At 46.9% G+C, this 18,067-nt stretch carries 13 protein-coding genes; all 13 read left to right on the forward strand.

The annotated features are described in order from the left end of the window. Positions 1-36 precede the first annotated feature (36 nt). On the forward strand, positions 37-456 hold the full coding sequence (locus tag HQ49_RS03880; protein ID WP_039418559.1) for an acyl-CoA thioesterase: 420 nt from the start codon (positions 37-39) through the stop codon (positions 454-456). Positions 457-536: 80 nt separating this feature from the next. Continuing rightward, entirely contained in the window at positions 537-1,307 is a 771-nt protein-coding gene (gene yaaA / locus HQ49_RS03885; protein ID WP_039418561.1) for a peroxide stress protein YaaA, read from the forward strand. Between the two features lie 136 nt (positions 1,308-1,443). Continuing rightward, positions 1,444-2,019: a superoxide dismutase gene (locus HQ49_RS03890; RefSeq protein ID WP_018964438.1), complete on the forward strand. Its 576-nt coding sequence runs from the start codon at positions 1,444-1,446 to the stop codon at positions 2,017-2,019. Between the two features lie 343 nt (positions 2,020-2,362). Then, a complete protein-coding gene (gene glgP / locus HQ49_RS03895) occupies positions 2,363-4,933 on the forward strand; it encodes an alpha-glucan family phosphorylase (RefSeq protein WP_039418562.1) in 2,571 nt (856 codons plus the stop codon). A gap of 65 nt (positions 4,934-4,998) precedes the next feature. Beyond that, complete coding sequence (locus HQ49_RS03900; protein WP_196246898.1) at positions 4,999-5,952, forward strand: DUF5106 domain-containing protein; 954 nt, start codon at positions 4,999-5,001, stop codon at positions 5,950-5,952. Between the two features lie 305 nt (positions 5,953-6,257). Then, entirely contained in the window at positions 6,258-7,433 is a 1,176-nt protein-coding gene (locus tag HQ49_RS03905) for an OmpA family protein (RefSeq protein WP_039418565.1), read from the forward strand. A 47-nt stretch (positions 7,434-7,480) separates the two neighbouring features. After that, complete coding sequence (locus HQ49_RS03910) at positions 7,481-8,623, forward strand: OmpA family protein (RefSeq protein ID WP_018964442.1); 1,143 nt, start codon at positions 7,481-7,483, stop codon at positions 8,621-8,623. Between the two features lie 337 nt (positions 8,624-8,960). Continuing rightward, on the forward strand, positions 8,961-11,723 hold the full coding sequence (locus HQ49_RS03920) for a putative LPS assembly protein LptD (protein WP_235290056.1): 2,763 nt from the start codon (positions 8,961-8,963) through the stop codon (positions 11,721-11,723). Between the two features lie 36 nt (positions 11,724-11,759). Continuing rightward, positions 11,760-12,476 (forward strand): rhomboid family intramembrane serine protease, encoded by a 717-nt coding sequence (locus HQ49_RS03925; RefSeq protein ID WP_018964445.1) that lies wholly within the window; start codon positions 11,760-11,762, stop codon positions 12,474-12,476. Continuing rightward, positions 12,460-13,383 (forward strand): rhomboid family intramembrane serine protease, encoded by a 924-nt coding sequence (locus tag HQ49_RS03930; RefSeq protein WP_039418567.1) that lies wholly within the window; start codon positions 12,460-12,462, stop codon positions 13,381-13,383. Before HQ49_RS03925 ends, HQ49_RS03930 begins: the two co-directional genes overlap by 17 nt. A 16-nt stretch (positions 13,384-13,399) precedes the next feature. Continuing rightward, complete coding sequence (locus HQ49_RS03935; RefSeq protein WP_039418568.1) at positions 13,400-14,527, forward strand: endonuclease/exonuclease/phosphatase family protein; 1,128 nt, start codon at positions 13,400-13,402, stop codon at positions 14,525-14,527. A 250-nt stretch (positions 14,528-14,777) separates the two neighbouring features. Then, positions 14,778-16,157, forward strand: a complete 1,380-nt coding sequence (locus tag HQ49_RS03940) for a tryptophanase (protein ID WP_026292286.1) — start codon at positions 14,778-14,780, stop codon at positions 16,155-16,157. Between the two features lie 373 nt (positions 16,158-16,530). Continuing rightward, positions 16,531-18,048, forward strand: a complete 1,518-nt coding sequence (gene purH / locus HQ49_RS03945) for a bifunctional phosphoribosylaminoimidazolecarboxamide formyltransferase/IMP cyclohydrolase (RefSeq protein ID WP_039418569.1) — start codon at positions 16,531-16,533, stop codon at positions 18,046-18,048. The last annotated feature ends 19 nt before the right edge of the window (positions 18,049-18,067 follow it).

An 18,067-nucleotide genomic window follows, 5' to 3' on the forward strand; every position in this document is an offset into this window, starting at 1 on the left:
AATTTTCACTTATCGATCCCGACAAAACCTAACGATATGAAAGAGAAAGAATATTTTTTCTCCCTCGACATGAAGGTGAGAGATTATGAATGTGACTTGCAAGGTGTGGTGAATAACAGCAACTATCAGCGCTATATGGAGCACACCCGCCATGAGTTCTGGGAAAGCCTCGGAGACAATTTCGGCCAAATGCACGAGAAAGGGCTCGATGCTTTCGTTTACAAAGTGACGATAACGTTCAAACAGTCCTTGCGCAGTGGTGATCGCTTCCGCAGCTGTCTGACCTGCCACAAGAAAGGCCCCAAGCTCATCTTCTTGCAGGACATTATCAGGGAAGACGGTGTGATGGCGGCCTCTGGGGAAGTAGAAGTGGTAGCTGTACAAGATGGTGTGCTCACCCGTGGAGAGTATTTCGACGTGCTAATGAAAGACATCTTGTCCCAAACAGCCAAGTAGCAAACACGGAGCAAAGAGGAAGCCTACGAGTCACGACAGGCAGAGGCTTCCTCTTCTTGCTTATATCAGGATCAAGCCCTATGCTCATACTCCTTTCATGTGCCAAGACGATCGGTATGCCGAAACGTATACCATCGCATTTGACAAGTACTTCGCCGATCTTCCGGGAACAGAGTACGAAGATTGCTTTGGCCGCATCTTCCTGCGACATAGAAGAATTGTGCGGACTGCTCCGCATCAATAGAAAGCTGGCAGAAGAGAATCATCGACGCTGGCAGCACTTCTTCGATGAAGATTCGCCCACTGCTCCCGCGGCATTGGCTTATACGGGTATGGTTTTCAAGAAGCTTGCTCCCGCCAATTTCAGTGCTGACGATTGGCTTTATGCCTCCGAACATCTTCTTATCACCTCATTCCTCTATGGTCTTTTGCGACCGAGCGACATGATTCGTCCATACAGAATGGAGGGATTTGCGCATCTGGGGGCACCCGTTGAAGACGAGGTGTTCAACTTCTGGCGACCGCATCTAACAGATTTTCTGATCGAAAAGGTACGTGAAAAGGGCGGTGAGCTATGTTTTCTGGCAAGCGAAGAAATGAAAATGCTATTCGACTGGAAACGAGTAGAACAGGCTGTACGGGTAGTGACACCCCTCTTCAAAGTGCCACAACCCGATGGTGGTCTCAAGCAGATCGTCATCTATACGAAAATGGCACGCGGACTGATGGCGGCACACCTTCTCACTCGCCGATGCCGACATGTAGAAGAGATGCAGCTCTTTTCGCCCGAAGGTTTTGTCTTCCAACCGGAACTTTCGGACGAGAGCAACTATCTTTTTATAATGGAATAAGTAGGCTTTTACAGACAAGATCCGAACCTTTTTCCGTTCACAATGTTCTAATAGTGATTGAAGAGTTTCGGAGTCGGTCTTGCGCTACTCCGATACCAATTATTAAAAGACTTAATTACAATAAAAATCAGACGTTATGACTCACGAACTCGTTTCCCTGCCTTATGCGGTCGATGCACTGGCTCCTGTTATCAGCAAAGAAACAGTAGAATTTCACCACGGTAAGCACTTGAAGACTTACGTGGACAACCTCAATAAGCTCATTATCGGCACGGAATTTGAAAACGCAGACTTGAATACTATCGTACAAAAGAGCGAAGGCGGTATCTTCAACAACGCCGGCCAAACCCTCAACCACAATCTCTACTTCACACAGTTCCGTCCGGGCAAGGGAGGAGTACCGAAAGGCAAATTGGGAGAAGCTATCGATAAGCAATTCGGTTCGTTCGAAAAGTTCAAAGAAGAGTTCAATACGGCCGGTACTACTCTCTTCGGTTCAGGCTGGGTATGGCTTGCATCCGATGCCAATGGCAAACTCTCTATCGAAAAGGAGCCGAACGCAGGCAACCCCGTGCGCAAGGGATTGAATCCGTTGCTCGGATTCGATGTGTGGGAGCATGCATACTATTTGACTTACCAGAATCGTCGTGCAGACCACCTCAAAGATTTGTGGAGCATCGTTGACTGGGATATAGTAGAAGCTCGCTACTAAAAGACTAATAGGTGTGCTTCGCGCCACCACATAAGGAAGCCTCTGCCAAGCACCGTTCGGGTACTTCGCAAGAGGCTTTTTCTTTTGTTTTTGAATCTCGTTCAGGATGGTTAGTAAGGGTTTTACTCTTGATTCAAGAACGAAAATCTTACGCTTGGCAATCTCAGGCTTGACAAGCTGAAACTCATCTTGGGTTAGTTCTGCGATCTCAGTCTGTCCGAAAGAGATTTCCTCTGTATCAAGAGAAAAGCCTATCGAAACAAATACATACCTTTGAAATGTTTTTGAAGTATGGCCACAGCGAAATACGGCCATAGCATAATGCATACAGCATAGTAAGAAAATGATAATTCAGAAAAAGAATAATACGCCCGTTTGGAAGGAAATATTCACATGTGTAGAACTTCCCGAAAGGCTCGGCAAAGCGGAGGAGTTGGCCTATAATCTTTGGTGGTCATGGAATCCGCGTGCTACGAGCCTATTTGAGCGTATGGATCCGGATCTTTGGTTCGAAACGGACGGCAATCCGATCAAATTGCTTCGTTCTCTTTCGCTCAACCGTATCGATGCTCTCCTCAACGATACTGATTGGCTACAAGAGCTTGAAGATGTCTATAGTGCCTGGCAGAGGTATATGGCGTCACCGTCAGACACCGATCGACCAAGCATAGCTTATTTCAGCATGGAATACGGTCTTAGCCACGTATTGAAGATTTATTCCGGTGGACTGGGTGTATTGGCAGGAGATTACCTCAAAGAGGCAAGTGATAGCAACGTACCGCTTACAGCAGTAGGTTTTCTCTATCGATACGGTTATTTCGACCAAAGGATCAGCGCAGATGGTCAGCAACTGGCCACCTATGACGCTCAGGACTTTCGTCTCCTGCCGATACGACCGGTAAAGAATGAGAGTGGGCATCAGATCGTACTGGAAGTGCCTTTCTCCGATCATACGGTCTACTGTCATGTATGGCAGGTGAAAGTGGGACGGATAGATCTTTTTCTGATGGATACCGATCTGGACAAGAACAGCGAAGCCGACCGTCAGATCACTCACAACCTCTACGGAGGAGACTGGGAAAATCGCATGAAGCAGGAATATCTGCTCGGCATCGGTGGCATCCTCCTGCTACAGCGTCTGGGTATCAACAAAGAAATCTTCCACATGAATGAAGGCCATGCGGCACTGATCAGTGCCCAACGTCTGGCCGACTATGTTGAACAAAAGGGATTGAGTTTCGACGTTGCGCTGGAAGTAGTCCGTTCCTCTTCGCTATATACGGTTCACACCCCTGTACCGGCGGGTCACGACTACTTCGATGAAGAGCTCTTGGGGCGTTACATGGGACATTTTCCTCGCCGCCTTGGAATCAGCTGGCAAGAGTTTATCGATATGGGACGAACAACACCGGGATCGAACGAGAAGTTTTCGATGAGTGTATTCGCCCTCAACACTTGTCAGGAAGCCAATGGAGTGAGCTATCTGCACGGAGTTGTTTCTCGCAGGATGTTTGCTCCCATATGGCCAGGATTCTTTGCCGAAGAGCTACATGTGGGGCACGTGACCAACGGTGTACACCTTCCGACTTGGGCTTCTCCTGAGAGCCAAAATTTCTATGAACAGCACCTTGGCACCGATTTTCTCAGCCATCAGTCTGAAGAGTCTGCATGGGAAGCAATAGAACAAATCCCTTCCGAAGAAATATGGGATCTGCGCTCGAAGCTCAAGGACAATCTACTGCACCACATAGCGCATGATTATCGCAAACGATGGCTGCGACACAACGAGGATCCGATATGTTTCCCGGATGGATTGGACAATATTGAACCCAATACGCTCCTTATCGGTTTTGCACGCAGATTTGCAACCTATAAACGAGCGCACCTGCTCTTTACGGATTTAGAGCGACTATCGCGTCTGGTCAATAACCCCGAACGTCCCGTACGTTTTCTCTACGCGGGCAAAGCACACCCGGCTGACGGGGGTGGCCAAGGACTTATTAAACATATTACGGAGATCAGCCGTCGTCCCGAATTCCAAGGCAAAATCATTTTCTTGGAAAACTACGACATGCATCTGGCGTCCAAACTAATTGCCGGGGTCGATGTATGGCTCAACACCCCTACCCGACCACTCGAAGCATCAGGGACATCCGGACAAAAAGCCGAAATGAATGGTGTACTGAACTTCTCCGTACAAGACGGCTGGTGGTACGAGGGCTATAGACCGAATGCCGGCTGGGCACTGACTGACAAGTCTACTTATCGCGACCAGCAAATGCAGGATAAGCTCGATGCTCTTTCCATATATGACATTCTGGAACGAGAGATCATTCCTCTCTACTATGACAAGGAAGAGAAAAGCTACTCTGAAGGCTGGATACGGTACATACGTCGATCCATGATGTACATAGCACCACACTTTACGATGAGGAGAATGCTGGATGACTATTATGACAAGTTCTACAGACCACTTGCCCAACGTCATCGTTCGGTCAGTGCTTCTTCCTTTGCTTTGGCTTCGGAGATCGCCAATTGGAAGCAACAGACCGCAGCGCATTGGGATGAGATGCGAGTGGTACGAGTTGCCGCTTCCGGCTTCGGCCTTTGCTTCGAAGACAATCATACTACACAAACCCTTGAGGTGGAAATAGAAAAGGGCAACTTATCCACTGAGCTTAACGTTGAGCTGATTGTAACTTCCGATGACAATCAGGGAGGAGTCTCTTTGGTTCAAAATATTCCTCTCCAACTTTCCGAGCAATCGGCTGACAACAGATGGCAGAAGTATGTGATAAGTTGCAACTTGAAGAACCCCGGCCTGCATCGCGTAGCAATACGCATAACTCCCCATTCGGCACTTTTGCCCCATAAAATGGATTTTGCCTATGTCAGATGGGCAAGCATTTCATGAACCACTAAACATTTTGTCTCATCCTAATAGAATAAGGTATGTCTAATACGTATCGCAGATTTTGTATGATAGTAAGTATGGCAGCATTGTTCGGCTCCATCAGTTCGCTTGCAGCTTCGTGTAGTCAACGACCGAATAAGATACAGCAGTCTGTGGACAGCATTGCTCCAAGTGCATCGGCAGAAGAACCGGAGCTTGCTTTCCCATTACCGGATATACCGGTTTCAATAACAAGTCCGCAGGAACGGGCATCGTACTTCGTAAAGCATTATTGGGATGAATTCAACTTCACGGATTCAGCTTATCTCCGGAAGCCTCAAAATATGGAAATCAGTATCGCCAACTTTCTCGGTGTGGCTATCGCTCTTCCTGTTCATGAGGTAAAATCATCGATTATCTATCCGTTGGAGAAATCCTCCGGAGCATTGCTGGAGCTATTCATGAGATTTTATAAAAAGTACCTATACGAGCCTAACTCTCCTATGCTCAATGAGGAGTATTATATTCCGGCAGTAGCTTTTTTGATGAAGTCGCCCAAAATATCCTACGCAGAACGAATACGTCTGAAAGAGCGATACGAGCTGATGCTGCGCAACCGGGTTGGCACAAAGGCGGAGGATTTCATTTACGAGCAAAGCAACGGCAGCCTGCATCGACTCAGTAACAGATTTACGCCCAACACCATACTTGTCTTTTACGAACCAGGATGCCATACTTGTTCCCAACTGATACGCGAACTACATCAGGATGATCAACTACGTAATTTAGTAGAAACCAAACAACTAAGCATTTTATTCATATATCCGGACAACGATAAAAATACATGGCTTTTGGGGCTTTCAGATTTTCCCGCTTTCGTAGAAGTAGGAATCAACAGCGATGGCAGTATAACTAATCAACAGCTGTACGACATCAAAGCCACTCCAACCATCTATCTACTTGGAAATAACGGATATGTAATTCTAAAAGACGCACAAATACAGGTTATAAAAGATTATTTGAAAGAGAAAAAAGAATAGCTTCAGTGTATAAACTAAATAGCATATACAAAGGGAAAAGATACCTGTCAATGAAGTCTATAGACCTTGGCAAACGAGATTTTAAGGAAGGATGCAGCTTCTGTAAAAGAATAATTTCTTTTAGCTTTTTGTCATAATACTCTATTATTAAATAAAGCGTTTTTGCTTCGATCTATAGCATATCAAAGACAAGGCAGAGGCCTTCTGAGTAGCATAATATTTGGTTATTCAAATTTATTAAGCTACATTTGTGTAGCGAATAGGCTATTGGAAACGTATAAAAATACACTTAGAAAAGTAAAACTATGAAGGTAAAGTACTTAATGCTCACATTCGTTGGAGCTATTGCACTGAATGCAAGTGCACAGGAAAATACTGTACCGGCAACGGGTCAGTTACCCGCCAAAAATGTTGCTTTCGCTCGCAACAAAGCAGGCAGCAATTGGTTCGTAACACTGCAGGGCGGTGTTGCAGCGCAGTTCCTCAATGACAACAACAACAAAGATTTTGTAGACCGCTTGGGTGCTGCCGGCTCTATTTCAGTTGGAAAATATCACAATCCATTCTTTGCAACCCGTTTGCAAATTAACGGAGCTCAGGCACACACGTTCCTTGGAAAAAATGCGGAACAAGAAATTAAGACCAATTTTGGCGCAGCTCACTTTGACTTCATGTTCGATGTGGTTAATTACTTTGCGCCATATCGCGAAAATCGTTTCTTCCATTTAATTCCATGGGTAGGTGTTGGTTACCAGCATAAATTCATTGGCAGCAAATGGAGTAAAGACAATGTCGAGTCTCTGACTGCCAATCTGGGTGTTATGATGGCTTTCAGATTAGGAAAACGTGTAGACTTTGTGATCGAAGCACAAGCAGCACACTCCAATCTCAACTTAAGCCGTGCTTTCAATGCCAAGCCGACTCCTATTTTCCAGGATCAGGAAGGACGTTATTACAATGGATTCCAAGGAATGGCGACAGCAGGTCTTAACTTCCGCTTGGGTGCTGTAGGCTTCAATGCCATCGAGCCCATGGACTACGCGCTTATCAACGATCTGAATGGTCAGATTAATCGCCTGCGCAGAGAAGTCGAAGAACTCTCCAAGCGTCCTGTATCATGTCCCGAATGCCCCGACGTTACACCCGTTACCAAGACAGAAAACAAGCTAACCGAGAAGGCTGTACTCTTCCGTTTCGACAGCTATGTTGTAGACAAAGACCAGCTTATCAATCTGTATGACGTAGCTCAGTTTGTAAAAGAAACCAACGAGCCGATTACTGTTGTAGGCTATGCTGATCCTACGGGTGACACTCAGTACAACGAAAGATTGTCTGAGCGTCGCGCAAAAGCCGTTGTTGATGTTCTGACGGGCAAGTATGGTGTGCCATCCGAACTGATCTCTGTAGAATGGAAGGGCGACACTACGCAACCGTTCAACAAGAAAGCTTGGAATCGCGTTGTAATCGTTCGCTCCAAGTAATTCATCTGAGACTTTTGTTGGATAATAAAAAAATGACATACAGAATTATGAAAGCTAAATCTTTATTATTAGCACTTGCGGGTCTCGCTTGTACGTTTAGTGCAACTGCCCAAGAAGCTACTACACAGAACAAAGCAGGAATGCACACAGCATTCCAACGTGATAAGGCCTCTGACCATTGGTTCATTGACTTAGCAGGAGGTGCCGGCATGGCTCTATCCGGATGGAATAACGATGTAGACATCATGGATCGTCTTAGCATTGTTCCTACATTCGGTATCGGTAAGTGGCATGAACCTTATTTCGCTACTCGCTTGCAATTCACCGGATTTGACATCTACGGATACACCCAAGGCAGCGAAGAGCGTAACCATAACTATTTTGGAAACGCTCACCTTGACTTCATGTTCGACCTGACGAACTATTTCGGAGTATACCGTCCAAACCGTGTTTTCCATATTATCCCTTGGGCGGGTGTGGGATTTGGTTACAAATTCCATAGCGAAAACGCAAATGGTGAAAAAATTGGAACCAAAGACGATATGACTGGAACGGTTAATGTTGGTTTGATGCTGAAATTCCGTCTCTCAAGAGTTGTAGACTTCAACATCGAAGGCCAAGCTTTTGCAGGCAAAATGAACTTCATCGGCACTAAGAGAGGAAAAGCAGACTTCCCGGTAATGGCTACAGCAGGCCTTACGTTCAACATGGGCAAGACAGAGTGGACAGAAATTATTCCTATGGACTATGCTATGGTAAACGACCTGAACAACCAGATCAACTCACTCCGCGCTCAAGTAGAAGAGTTGAGCCGTCGTCCGGTTTCATGCCCCGAATGTCCCGAGCCTACTCAGCCGACAGTTACTCGTGTTATAGTTGACAATGTGGTTTACTTCCGTCTCAACAGCGCGAAGATCGACCGCAACCAAGAAATCAATGTTTACAACACTGCTGAGTACGCAAAGACGAACAATGCTCCGATTAAGGTAGTCGGTTATGCAGACGAAAAGACCGGTACTGCCGCCTATAACATGAAGCTCTCTGAGCGTCGTGCAAAGGCTGTTGCCAAGATGCTTGAAAAGTACGGTGTTTCTGCTGACCGTATTACGATTGAATGGAAGGGATCATCTGAGCAAATCTACGAAGAGAACGCTTGGAACCGTATTGTAGTAATGTCTGCAGCGGAATAATCCAAAATATCCATACAGATTAATAAATGAAGCTGAGGCTGTCTCATCGTTAGACAGCCTCACTTTTTTATAGTCACCTGCTATCCACATTGGAAGATAGTGAACACATTAATAGGCAACTCTCATACAATAGGCAGGGCAACCGCATCAAAAATTTCGAGAAAATACAAGTTGCTAATTTTCAAATGATTGCATTTCGGAGATTATACTCAAAGATAAAGAATGCACTCAAAACTATGATTGATAATCAGGCAATCTCTGTTCCAGACTTTCATGGTTATTACCTGTAATCCTTGTCGGATTGCTCTGTGCTACTTTGCTCGCTGCGGAACGCCCTATGGCCGGAGCAGTCGGGTCGCACCACCGTCGGCATACTACGCTGTCTGATTCTACATTGAAAGACACGGCACTTCTCGCAAAACCTATCCCAGACAGTTCCTTTCGAGATTCCCTTGCTGCCGATTCTACCGGGTTGATGCAGCAGGACAGTGTGTATGACGATGAATTCGAATTGGAAGACATTGTCGAATACGAAGCCACCGACTCCATCGTCTTGCTCGGACAGAATCGTGCCTATCTTTTCGGCAAAAGCTATGTGAGCTACCAAAAGAGCCGTTTGGAGGCTAACTTCATGTATCTCAATACCGACAGCAGTACGGTCTTTACACGCTACGTCCTCGATACAGCCGGTTATCCGATGGCATTTCCGATCTTCAAGGACGGGGAACAGTCGTTCGAAGCCAAGAACTTCACCTACAATTTCCGTACACAGAAAGGGATTATCAGTGGAGTGATCACGCAGCAGGGCGAAGGTTATCTGACCGCCGGTAAGACCAAGAAGATGCCCGACAATATCATGTTTATGCAAGGAGGGCGTTATACGACCTGCGACAATCATGATCATCCTCACTTCTATATCAATCTCTCCAAAGCAAAGGTGCATCCGGAGAAAGACATCGTCACCGGTCCGGTCAATCTGGTTATCGCCGATATGCCACTGCCTATCGGTCTTCCATTCGGCTATTTTCCCTTTTCCAACAAATACTCTTCCGGTATATTGATGCCTACGTATGGGGAGGACAATCGCTATGGATTCTATTTGAGGAACGGCGGATATTATTTTGCTTTCAGCGACTATATCGATTTGGCCTTGCGTGGGGAGATCTTTTCCAAAGGGTCATGGGGCATTTCAGCCCAATCGAAGTATAAGAAGAGATATAAGTACAGCGGTTCGTTCGAAGCCAATTATCTGGTATCGAAGTCCGGCGACAAATATATCCCCGGAGACTACAGCAAGACCACCAGCCTGAATGTCCGATGGACGCACAGTCAGGATCCGAAGGCCAATCCTTTGCAAACGTTGTCGGCCAATGTGAATTTTGCCACCGGCAGCTATTTCCAGAATTCACTGAACACCACCTACGATGTCAATGCCCGTACTGCTACGACACGGAGTTCGGCCGTGAGCTATTCGCGCAAGTTTCCGGGTACTCCCTTTTCTATTACAGGTAGCATGGATATCAGCCAGAACATGCGCGATACGACGGTGAGCCTTACCTTGCCGAACCTCTCGATCAATATGTCCACGCGCTATCCTTTCAAGCGGAATACCCGTGTGGGACCAGAGCGTTGGTATGAAAAGTTGAGTGTGGGCTATTCCGGTCAGCTTCGCAATAGTATTCTGACGCATGAGAAGAATTTGCTCCAAAGCGATCTCGTGCGTGACTGGAAGAATGGCATGCGTCACTCCGTACCTGTCAGTCTGACTGTTCCTTTGTTGGATTATATCAATCTGACCATGGGCGTTAACTACAATGAATGGTGGTACACGAAAGGTATCCGGAAGTCGTGGAACGAGGATAAGAAGGCCTTTTTACCTTCGGACACGACCTATAAATTCCGCAGACTGTACGATTACAGCTTGTCGGCAGGCTTATCTACCACACTGTACGGTATGTTCAAACCCTGGAAACCATTCTCCTTTGGAGGCAATCTGATTATGATCCGCCATCGCTTCACGCCTACTGTCAGCTTCTCCTATATGCCCGATTTTACCAAGCGCCGATATGGCTTTTGGGAGCATATCGAGCACACTGATCAGAGCGGAAAGCTGCATACGCTGCTCTATTCGCCCTATTCCGAACAGATATTCGGTGCACCCTCTATGGGTAATGCAGGATCGGTCAATTTCTCTTTTGACAATAACTTAGAGGCCAAGATCAAGTCCAAATCGGATTCGACAGGGATCAAGAAGATCAGCCTGATAGATCAGTTCACATGGTCTACATCCTATAATATGTTTGCCGATTCGATCCGATGGAACAATATCTCGGCTTCGCTGGCCCTTCGCTTCTCGAAGAGTTTTACGTTGCGTTTGTCCGGTCTGTTCGACCCCTATGTGACGAAATATTATGAGGGAGAAGATGGAAAGATCATTCCCTATAAGAGCAACGATCTGCGCATTTTTAACGGTAAGGGATTGGCACGCCTGATCAGTACGGGTACTTCTTTCAGCTATACGCTTAACAAAGAATCGCTCAGCGGGTTGCTGGCTCTTTTCAGTGGCAAAAGGGAACGGAAAGACGAAAAGAAGAGCGCGGAGGCTACCCCTCCTCCTGACGGAAACGATGCTGAAGGGATCCTTAAAGGAAGAAGTCCGCAGGGCGAAAGCGGAGGCTCGCTCCTCGAACGCAATCGTGAGGGTGGAACAGTGGATCAGGATGGTTACTTCACGTATTCAATCCCGTGGAGTCTGTCATTCGACTATAGCTGGAATATAGCTACGGACTATAACAGGTACAATGTCGATAAGATGGAGTATTACTATCGGGTAACGCAGAACCTGAGTTTCCGCGGCAATATCCAACCTACGCCGAATTGGAGTTTCGGATTCAATGCGAACTACAATTTCGACTTGAAGAAAATAACATCGCTCACCTGTAATATCACTCGTGATATGCACTGCTGGGCTATCTCTGCCAGTTTCATTCCCATAGGAGCATACAAGTCCTACAATTTCGTCATATCGGTGAAGAGTTCGCTCCTGCAAGATCTGAAGTACCAGCAGAGCAATCGCCCTATAACGAATACATGGTATTGAACATAGTAGACAAGAACATTCCACATCATCCACAATATGAATAGCTTTAGAGAAAGAAATTATCAGTTTGCTCCACCCGTAACGCAGAACCTGATCATCATCAATGCGATATTCTGGTTTGCTACTTATGTCCTCGGCGGACGATTCAATATCGATCTGAACGATACCTTGGGACTGCATTATTTCCAGGCAGGTAGTTTCAATCCTGTGCAGTTCGTTTCTTATATGTTCTTACACGCCGGCTTCTCGCATCTCTTCTTCAATATGTTTTCGCTCTGGATGTTCGGGCGGCTGATAGAGCAGTTCTGGGGGACGAAGCGTTTCCTCATCTTCTATGTCATTTGTGGCCTTACGGCAGCATTGGCACAGCAGATCGTATGGGCAGTGGATCTGATGCCCATTGTGAATAGCCCGGCCGAATTCGTTCGCTTCCCGGATGGTGCGGAGATGCTCAAGAGTGCTTTCCTCAATTTACCCACGACGGTCGGTGCCTCCGGAGCAGTATTCGGATTGCTCCTGGCTTTCGGAATGCTCTTCCCCAATAGCGAGATCTATCTTTTCTTTATCCCTATTCCCATCAAAGCGAAGTGGTTCGTTATTGTATATGGACTTATAGAACTGTTTCTCGGTGTTGCACCGATGGCAGGCGGTAGCAATATCGCTCACTTTGCTCATCTGGGTGGGATGATAGGAGGTATTATTCTTATTTTCCTCTGGCGCAAGAAAGGAGAGATCGATGGGCCTTACAATTAGAGAATTGAGCCGACGCCTGAGGCTGGCAGACATGAATACTCGTCTGATGGTATTCACTGTTTTGATCTCTTTATTGGTTTGGCTTTCGCATGCCTTTTTGTCTCTTTTGGGGGCCGATCCGTATATCGTAGAACGGTGGCTTTGGTTGGCCCCCGATTTATATACCTTTTCGAGACATCCGTGGACGATATTCACGTATATGTGGCTGCACTCGGATCTATGGCATCTTTTCTTCAATATGCTGTGGCTTTACTGGTTCGGACAGCTTTTCCTGCGCTATCAGAATCCCAGGAGGCTGATCAGCGTCTATCTACTTGGCGGATTGGCGGGAGGATTGCTCTACGTATTGACAGTCTTAGTCGCCGATGCCTTTTCATTAGGCTTGTCTCATTTTCCTCTGATCGGAGCTTCTGCCAGCGTGATGGCCATTGTTTTCGGAATAGCTTTTTATGCTCGTTGGGAGCGAGTGAGTCTGTTATTCATCGGTCGGATCAGGCTGACGACATTGGCTCTCATCCTTTTCGGACTGGATGTGTTGCTATTAACGGGAGATAACTTCGGTGGCCACGTGGCACATATCGGGGGAGCAGGCTTCGGTGTATGGTTTGCCCTTTCATTGGCCGGGGGCAAAGACATTACAGTTTGGTTTCAGCGTCTGCTCGATCGCATGACAGACTTTGTCAGCTCGCTCTTTGGCCCTCAAAAGAAATTTGCAAAGCCTCGCTTTCGGGTAAGAAGAACGCCCCATCCGGCATCTCCGAAAAACGATGCAAACCCAAAGGCTGAAGAAACAAAAGAAGCGGAGTCTTCCATAGATCAGATCCTGGATAAGATTCGTATATCGGGATATGCATCATTGACCGCCGAAGAGAAGCGTCGTCTCTTCGACCAAAGCAAACGTTTATGAGTCGTCCGCAATAGAGATGAGTGAAAAAAAGAAGAAGAAAGCAAGGGGCAGGATCGGGACATTGCTCCATTCCGTTTCGGTAATTATCAATCTGGGGATTACGTTCTGTTATCTCTTGGCCGCCTCGTCGCCACTCATATCTCCGGCAACGATTACGATACCTGCTTTCTTCGGCTTGGCTTTCCCATTCTTCCTTGCTGCTCAGGTGGGGATGGTTATATATTGGGTACTCCGAGGCAAGATTGTTTGGTTTATCGGGAATGCCCTTTTGTTGCTTTTCACATGGGGCACCATCGACACTTATATACCGCTGCATCGAAAGGTGAAAGAATCCTCGATTCCGCAGTCGCGTATCAAGGTGATGACCTATAACGTCAAGGGATTTGATTTTCGAGCGCACAATGCCGAGAATCCGAATCCTATCCTCAAATATATCAAAGGCAGCGGGGCTGACATCGTGTGCTTGCAGGAGGCAGTACTGAGTCGGAAAAGCAACTCTTGCTATGTAGGTCTGCGCACTTTCAAGAAATATCTTCCCGAATATCGCTACATGGAACTGTCGCATACTCGAGAAGATGGAAGAGGCAGCAGCCTTATGCTTCTCTCCAAATATCCTATTCTCGATGTGCGCCGCATCCCGTACGAGTCCGCATTCAATGGCTCCACAGCCTATACTGTCGATATACAGGGGCGCAAAGTCCTTGTCGTGAACAATCACTTGGAAAGTTTCCGCCTGACAATGGCCGATGGAGTGGAATATCTGAAAATGGTGCGAGAAGGAGAGGCTGCAGCTCTCAGTCGGATGATGACGGCCAAGATGGGGCCGGCCTATGCTCTGCGTGCTGCTCAGGCCGATTCTGTGAATCGCTATATCCGGTCCTCGGACTCCGAGCACGTGATCGTATGCGGTGACTTCAACGATACCCCCATATCATATACCCGCCATAAAATAGCATCGGGTCTGAAAGATGCGTATTCCGATACGGGGCGTGGCCCGGGCTTTACTTTTAATCAGGGTGCTTTCAAGGTACGTATTGATCATATCCTCTATTCTTCCGGTTTTTTTGCATATAACTGTACGGTAGACAAGTCGGTACATGCTTCGGATCACTTTCCGGTTTGGTGCTATCTGATCTTCAAATAGCAGCCTTTTACTCCGAATCGGTCATTAGAAAGATACGAGGCTGATCCGGACGAAACGTTCGAGAAAACTTCGTTTCGAAAGATCTTTCGAAGTATTCATCCGGAATTTATCAAACCATTGCACTTGAGACCGGAATCTGCACTATGCGCATTTAGCGGAAAAAGGAACTTCCTCCGGTAAAAAATGACTAACTTGCCGCCCATTAGAACATAACAGGAAAAACTAACTTCAAAATCACAGTTACAATCCTATGGAATTACCTTTTTCAGAATCCTACCGCATTAAAATGGTAGAGCCTATCCGTAAGAGTACGCGTGAAGAGCGTGAACAATGGATCAAGGACGCTCATTACAATCTCTTCCTGCTCAAGAGCGACTATGTGTTTATCGATTTGCTTACCGACTCAGGTACAGGTGCTATGAGCGACCGCCAATGGTCTGCTATGATGCTCGGGGATGAGAGTTATGCCGGTGCACGTTCATACTATAATATGAAGAATGCCATTCACGACATTCTGGGCTTTAACTACTTTCTCCCCACGCACCAAGGTCGTGCTGCCGAAAATGTGCTTTTCTCCACCATCGTGAAAGAAGGTGATGTACTGCCCGGCAACTCTCACTTCGACACGACTAAAGGGCATATCGAATACCGTCGCGCTTTTGCCCCTGACTGCACCATCGACGAGGCTGCCGATACGCAGATCGAACTTCCCTTCAAGGGCAATATGGATCTGAACAAGTTAGAGAAAATACTGAAAGAGACTCCTAAGGAAAAGATCCCCTGCGTAGTGCTTACGATTACGAACAACACAGCCGGAGGACAGCCCGTTTCTATGAAGAATATCCGCGAAGTAAGCGAGCTGACGCACCGCTATGGTCTCCGTTTGCTGATCGACTCTGCACGCTTTGCTGAAAACGCCTACTTCATCAAGACGCGCGAAGCCGGTTATGAAAATAAGAGTATCAAGGAGATCGTGAAGGAAATCTACTCGTATGCCGATATGATGACCATGTCCAGCAAGAAAGACGCTATCGTAAATATGGGTGGTTTCGTGGCATTCAAGGATGAAGAGCTCTTCAAGCGTTGCCAGATGTTCTGTATCATGAACGAGGGCTTTATCACATACGGTGGCATGAGTGGTCGTGATATGAATGCTCTGGCACAAGGTCTGGACGAAGGTACCGACTTCGATACACTTGAGACCCGCATCAAACAGGTGGAATATCTGGGCAAAAAGTTGGATGAATATGGTATTCCCTATCAGCGTCCTGCCGGTGGCCATGCCATTTTCCTCGATGCTAAGAAGATCCTTACGAATGTGCCGAAAGAAGAGTTCATCGCTCAGACTCTGGGTATTGAGCTGTATCTGGAGGCCGGTATTCGTGGGGTTGAGATCGGTTCTATCCTTGCAGACCGTGATCCTGTGACAAAGGAGAACCGCTATCCGCGTCTCGAACTCCTGCGTCTGGCTATTCCGCGTCGTACCTACACGAACAACCACATGGACGTTATCGCTGCTGCGGTAAAGAATGTGTACGACCGTCGCGAGAGCATTACACGCGGCTATGTGATTACGTATGAAAATCCGATCATGCGTCACTTCACCGTTGAGCTGGAAAAAGCCAAGTAAGCGGTAAGGAACCTCCGCAAAAAAACTATAAAGAAAGTTGTTTCCACGTCGAAAGATCGGTGGAAGCAACTTTCTTTTTTGTGGATAAAAAGAGAAGTAAACGCTTATGCTTTAGCTGATTGAAATGCAATCAATGGAAAATTAAATTGCCATTTTTGTAAAACTGCAAGCAAACAAGATGTCTTTTGTTTCTAAATCGCTCATGCAGCTATCGAGGAAAATAATTTTATTGACCTAAGAGTTTGCATGTGTAATGGTAAAGTTATTCTGTTGGTATCGGAGAAACAATACGCAACTATCTGTCGGAAAAACCACTACCTTTGTAACCATTCCTATTTAACTACGTAGTAATACAAGCAGCAAATCGCGTGTGATGGAAAAGGTTATCCGTAGAGCTCTCATATCGGTCTATCATAAAGATGGTTTGGCCGAAATATTGGCCGAATTGAACAGACAAGGAGTGGAGTTCGTATCCACAGGAGGCACTCATGAATTTATCACTTCACTCGGTTATCCGTGTCGGGCTGTAGATGACCTGACGCACTATCCTTCGATGCTTGGTGGACGGGTGAAGACATTGCATCCGATGATTTTTGGCGGTATTTTGGCACGTCGTGGTCATGAAACCGATGTGCGCGAAGTAGGAGAATACGGATTGTCCCTTATCGACCTGGTGATTGTGGATCTATATCCATTCGAGGCCACCGTGGCATCGGGGGCATCGGAAGCAGATATCATAGAGAAGATAGATATAGGCGGTATCTCTCTCATTCGAGGAGCAGCCAAGAACTTCGAAGATGTCGTTATCATCTCGTCACGGGCTCAGTATGGCGGATTTTACAGACTGCTGAAAGAACGGGGAGCCAAAACTACCATAGCCGAACGCAGACACTATGCCCGTGAGGCTTTTGCAGTGAGTTCGGCATACGACAGTGCTATCTTCCGTTACTTCGATGATGGAGAGCAGACGGCTTTCCGTATGTCGGCAGATAGCCCGAAAGTGCTTCGCTATGGGGAGAATCCTCATCAGCGAGGATTCTTTTTCGGCAACTTCGACCTCTATTTCGATAAGCTCCAAGGGAAAGAAATCTCCTACAACAATTTGCAGGACATCGAAGCTGCGGTATCGCTTATCAGTGAGTTTTCCGCCCCCACCTTTGCAATCCTCAAGCATACGAATGCCTGCGGCATAGCTTCGCGCGGTACGCTGATCGAAGCATGGCAGGCTGCTCTGGCAGGTGACCCCGTATCGGCTTTTGGCGGCATACTGGTGACGAATACTCCTATTGATAAGGAAACGGCTCAAGAGATCGACAAGATTTTCTTCGAGGTGATCATTGCTCCCGATTATGACAATGCCGCCATGGAATATCTGACACGAAAGACGAACAGGATCATCCTCTTACAGAAAGAACCTGTACGTGAGCAGTGGCAGTTCCGTTCCATGTTTGGCGGTGTGCTCATGCAGCAAACGGATAGTGTGACAGCGAAGGCTACGGACTTTAAGCCTGTAACACCGGTGGTGCCTACGGCAGACGAAACGGACGACCTCATCTTTGCCAATAAGGTGGTAAAGCATAGCAAGAGCAATGCTATTACTTTGGTAAAGGATAGCCAACTTTATGCCAGTGGAGTGGGGCAAACTTCCAGAGTCGATGCTCTACGACAGGCCATAGAGAAAGCGCGGAGCTTCGGCTTCGACCTGAATGGGGCTGTCATGGCCAGCGATGCTTTCTTCCCCTTTGCCGACTGTGTGGAGATAGCTGCCGAAGCAGGTATTCGCGCTATCATCCAGCCCGGAGGTTCCATCAAGGACAACCTGAGCATCGAAGAGGCTACCAAGAGGGGCATTGCCATGGTGATGACGGGAGTAAGACATTTCAAACATTAACAAAAACATAGAAAATAGG

It is taken from the genome of Porphyromonas gulae (assembly GCF_000765945.1).
In the GTDB taxonomy this organism is placed as follows: Bacteria; Bacteroidota; Bacteroidia; order Bacteroidales; family Porphyromonadaceae; genus Porphyromonas; species Porphyromonas gulae.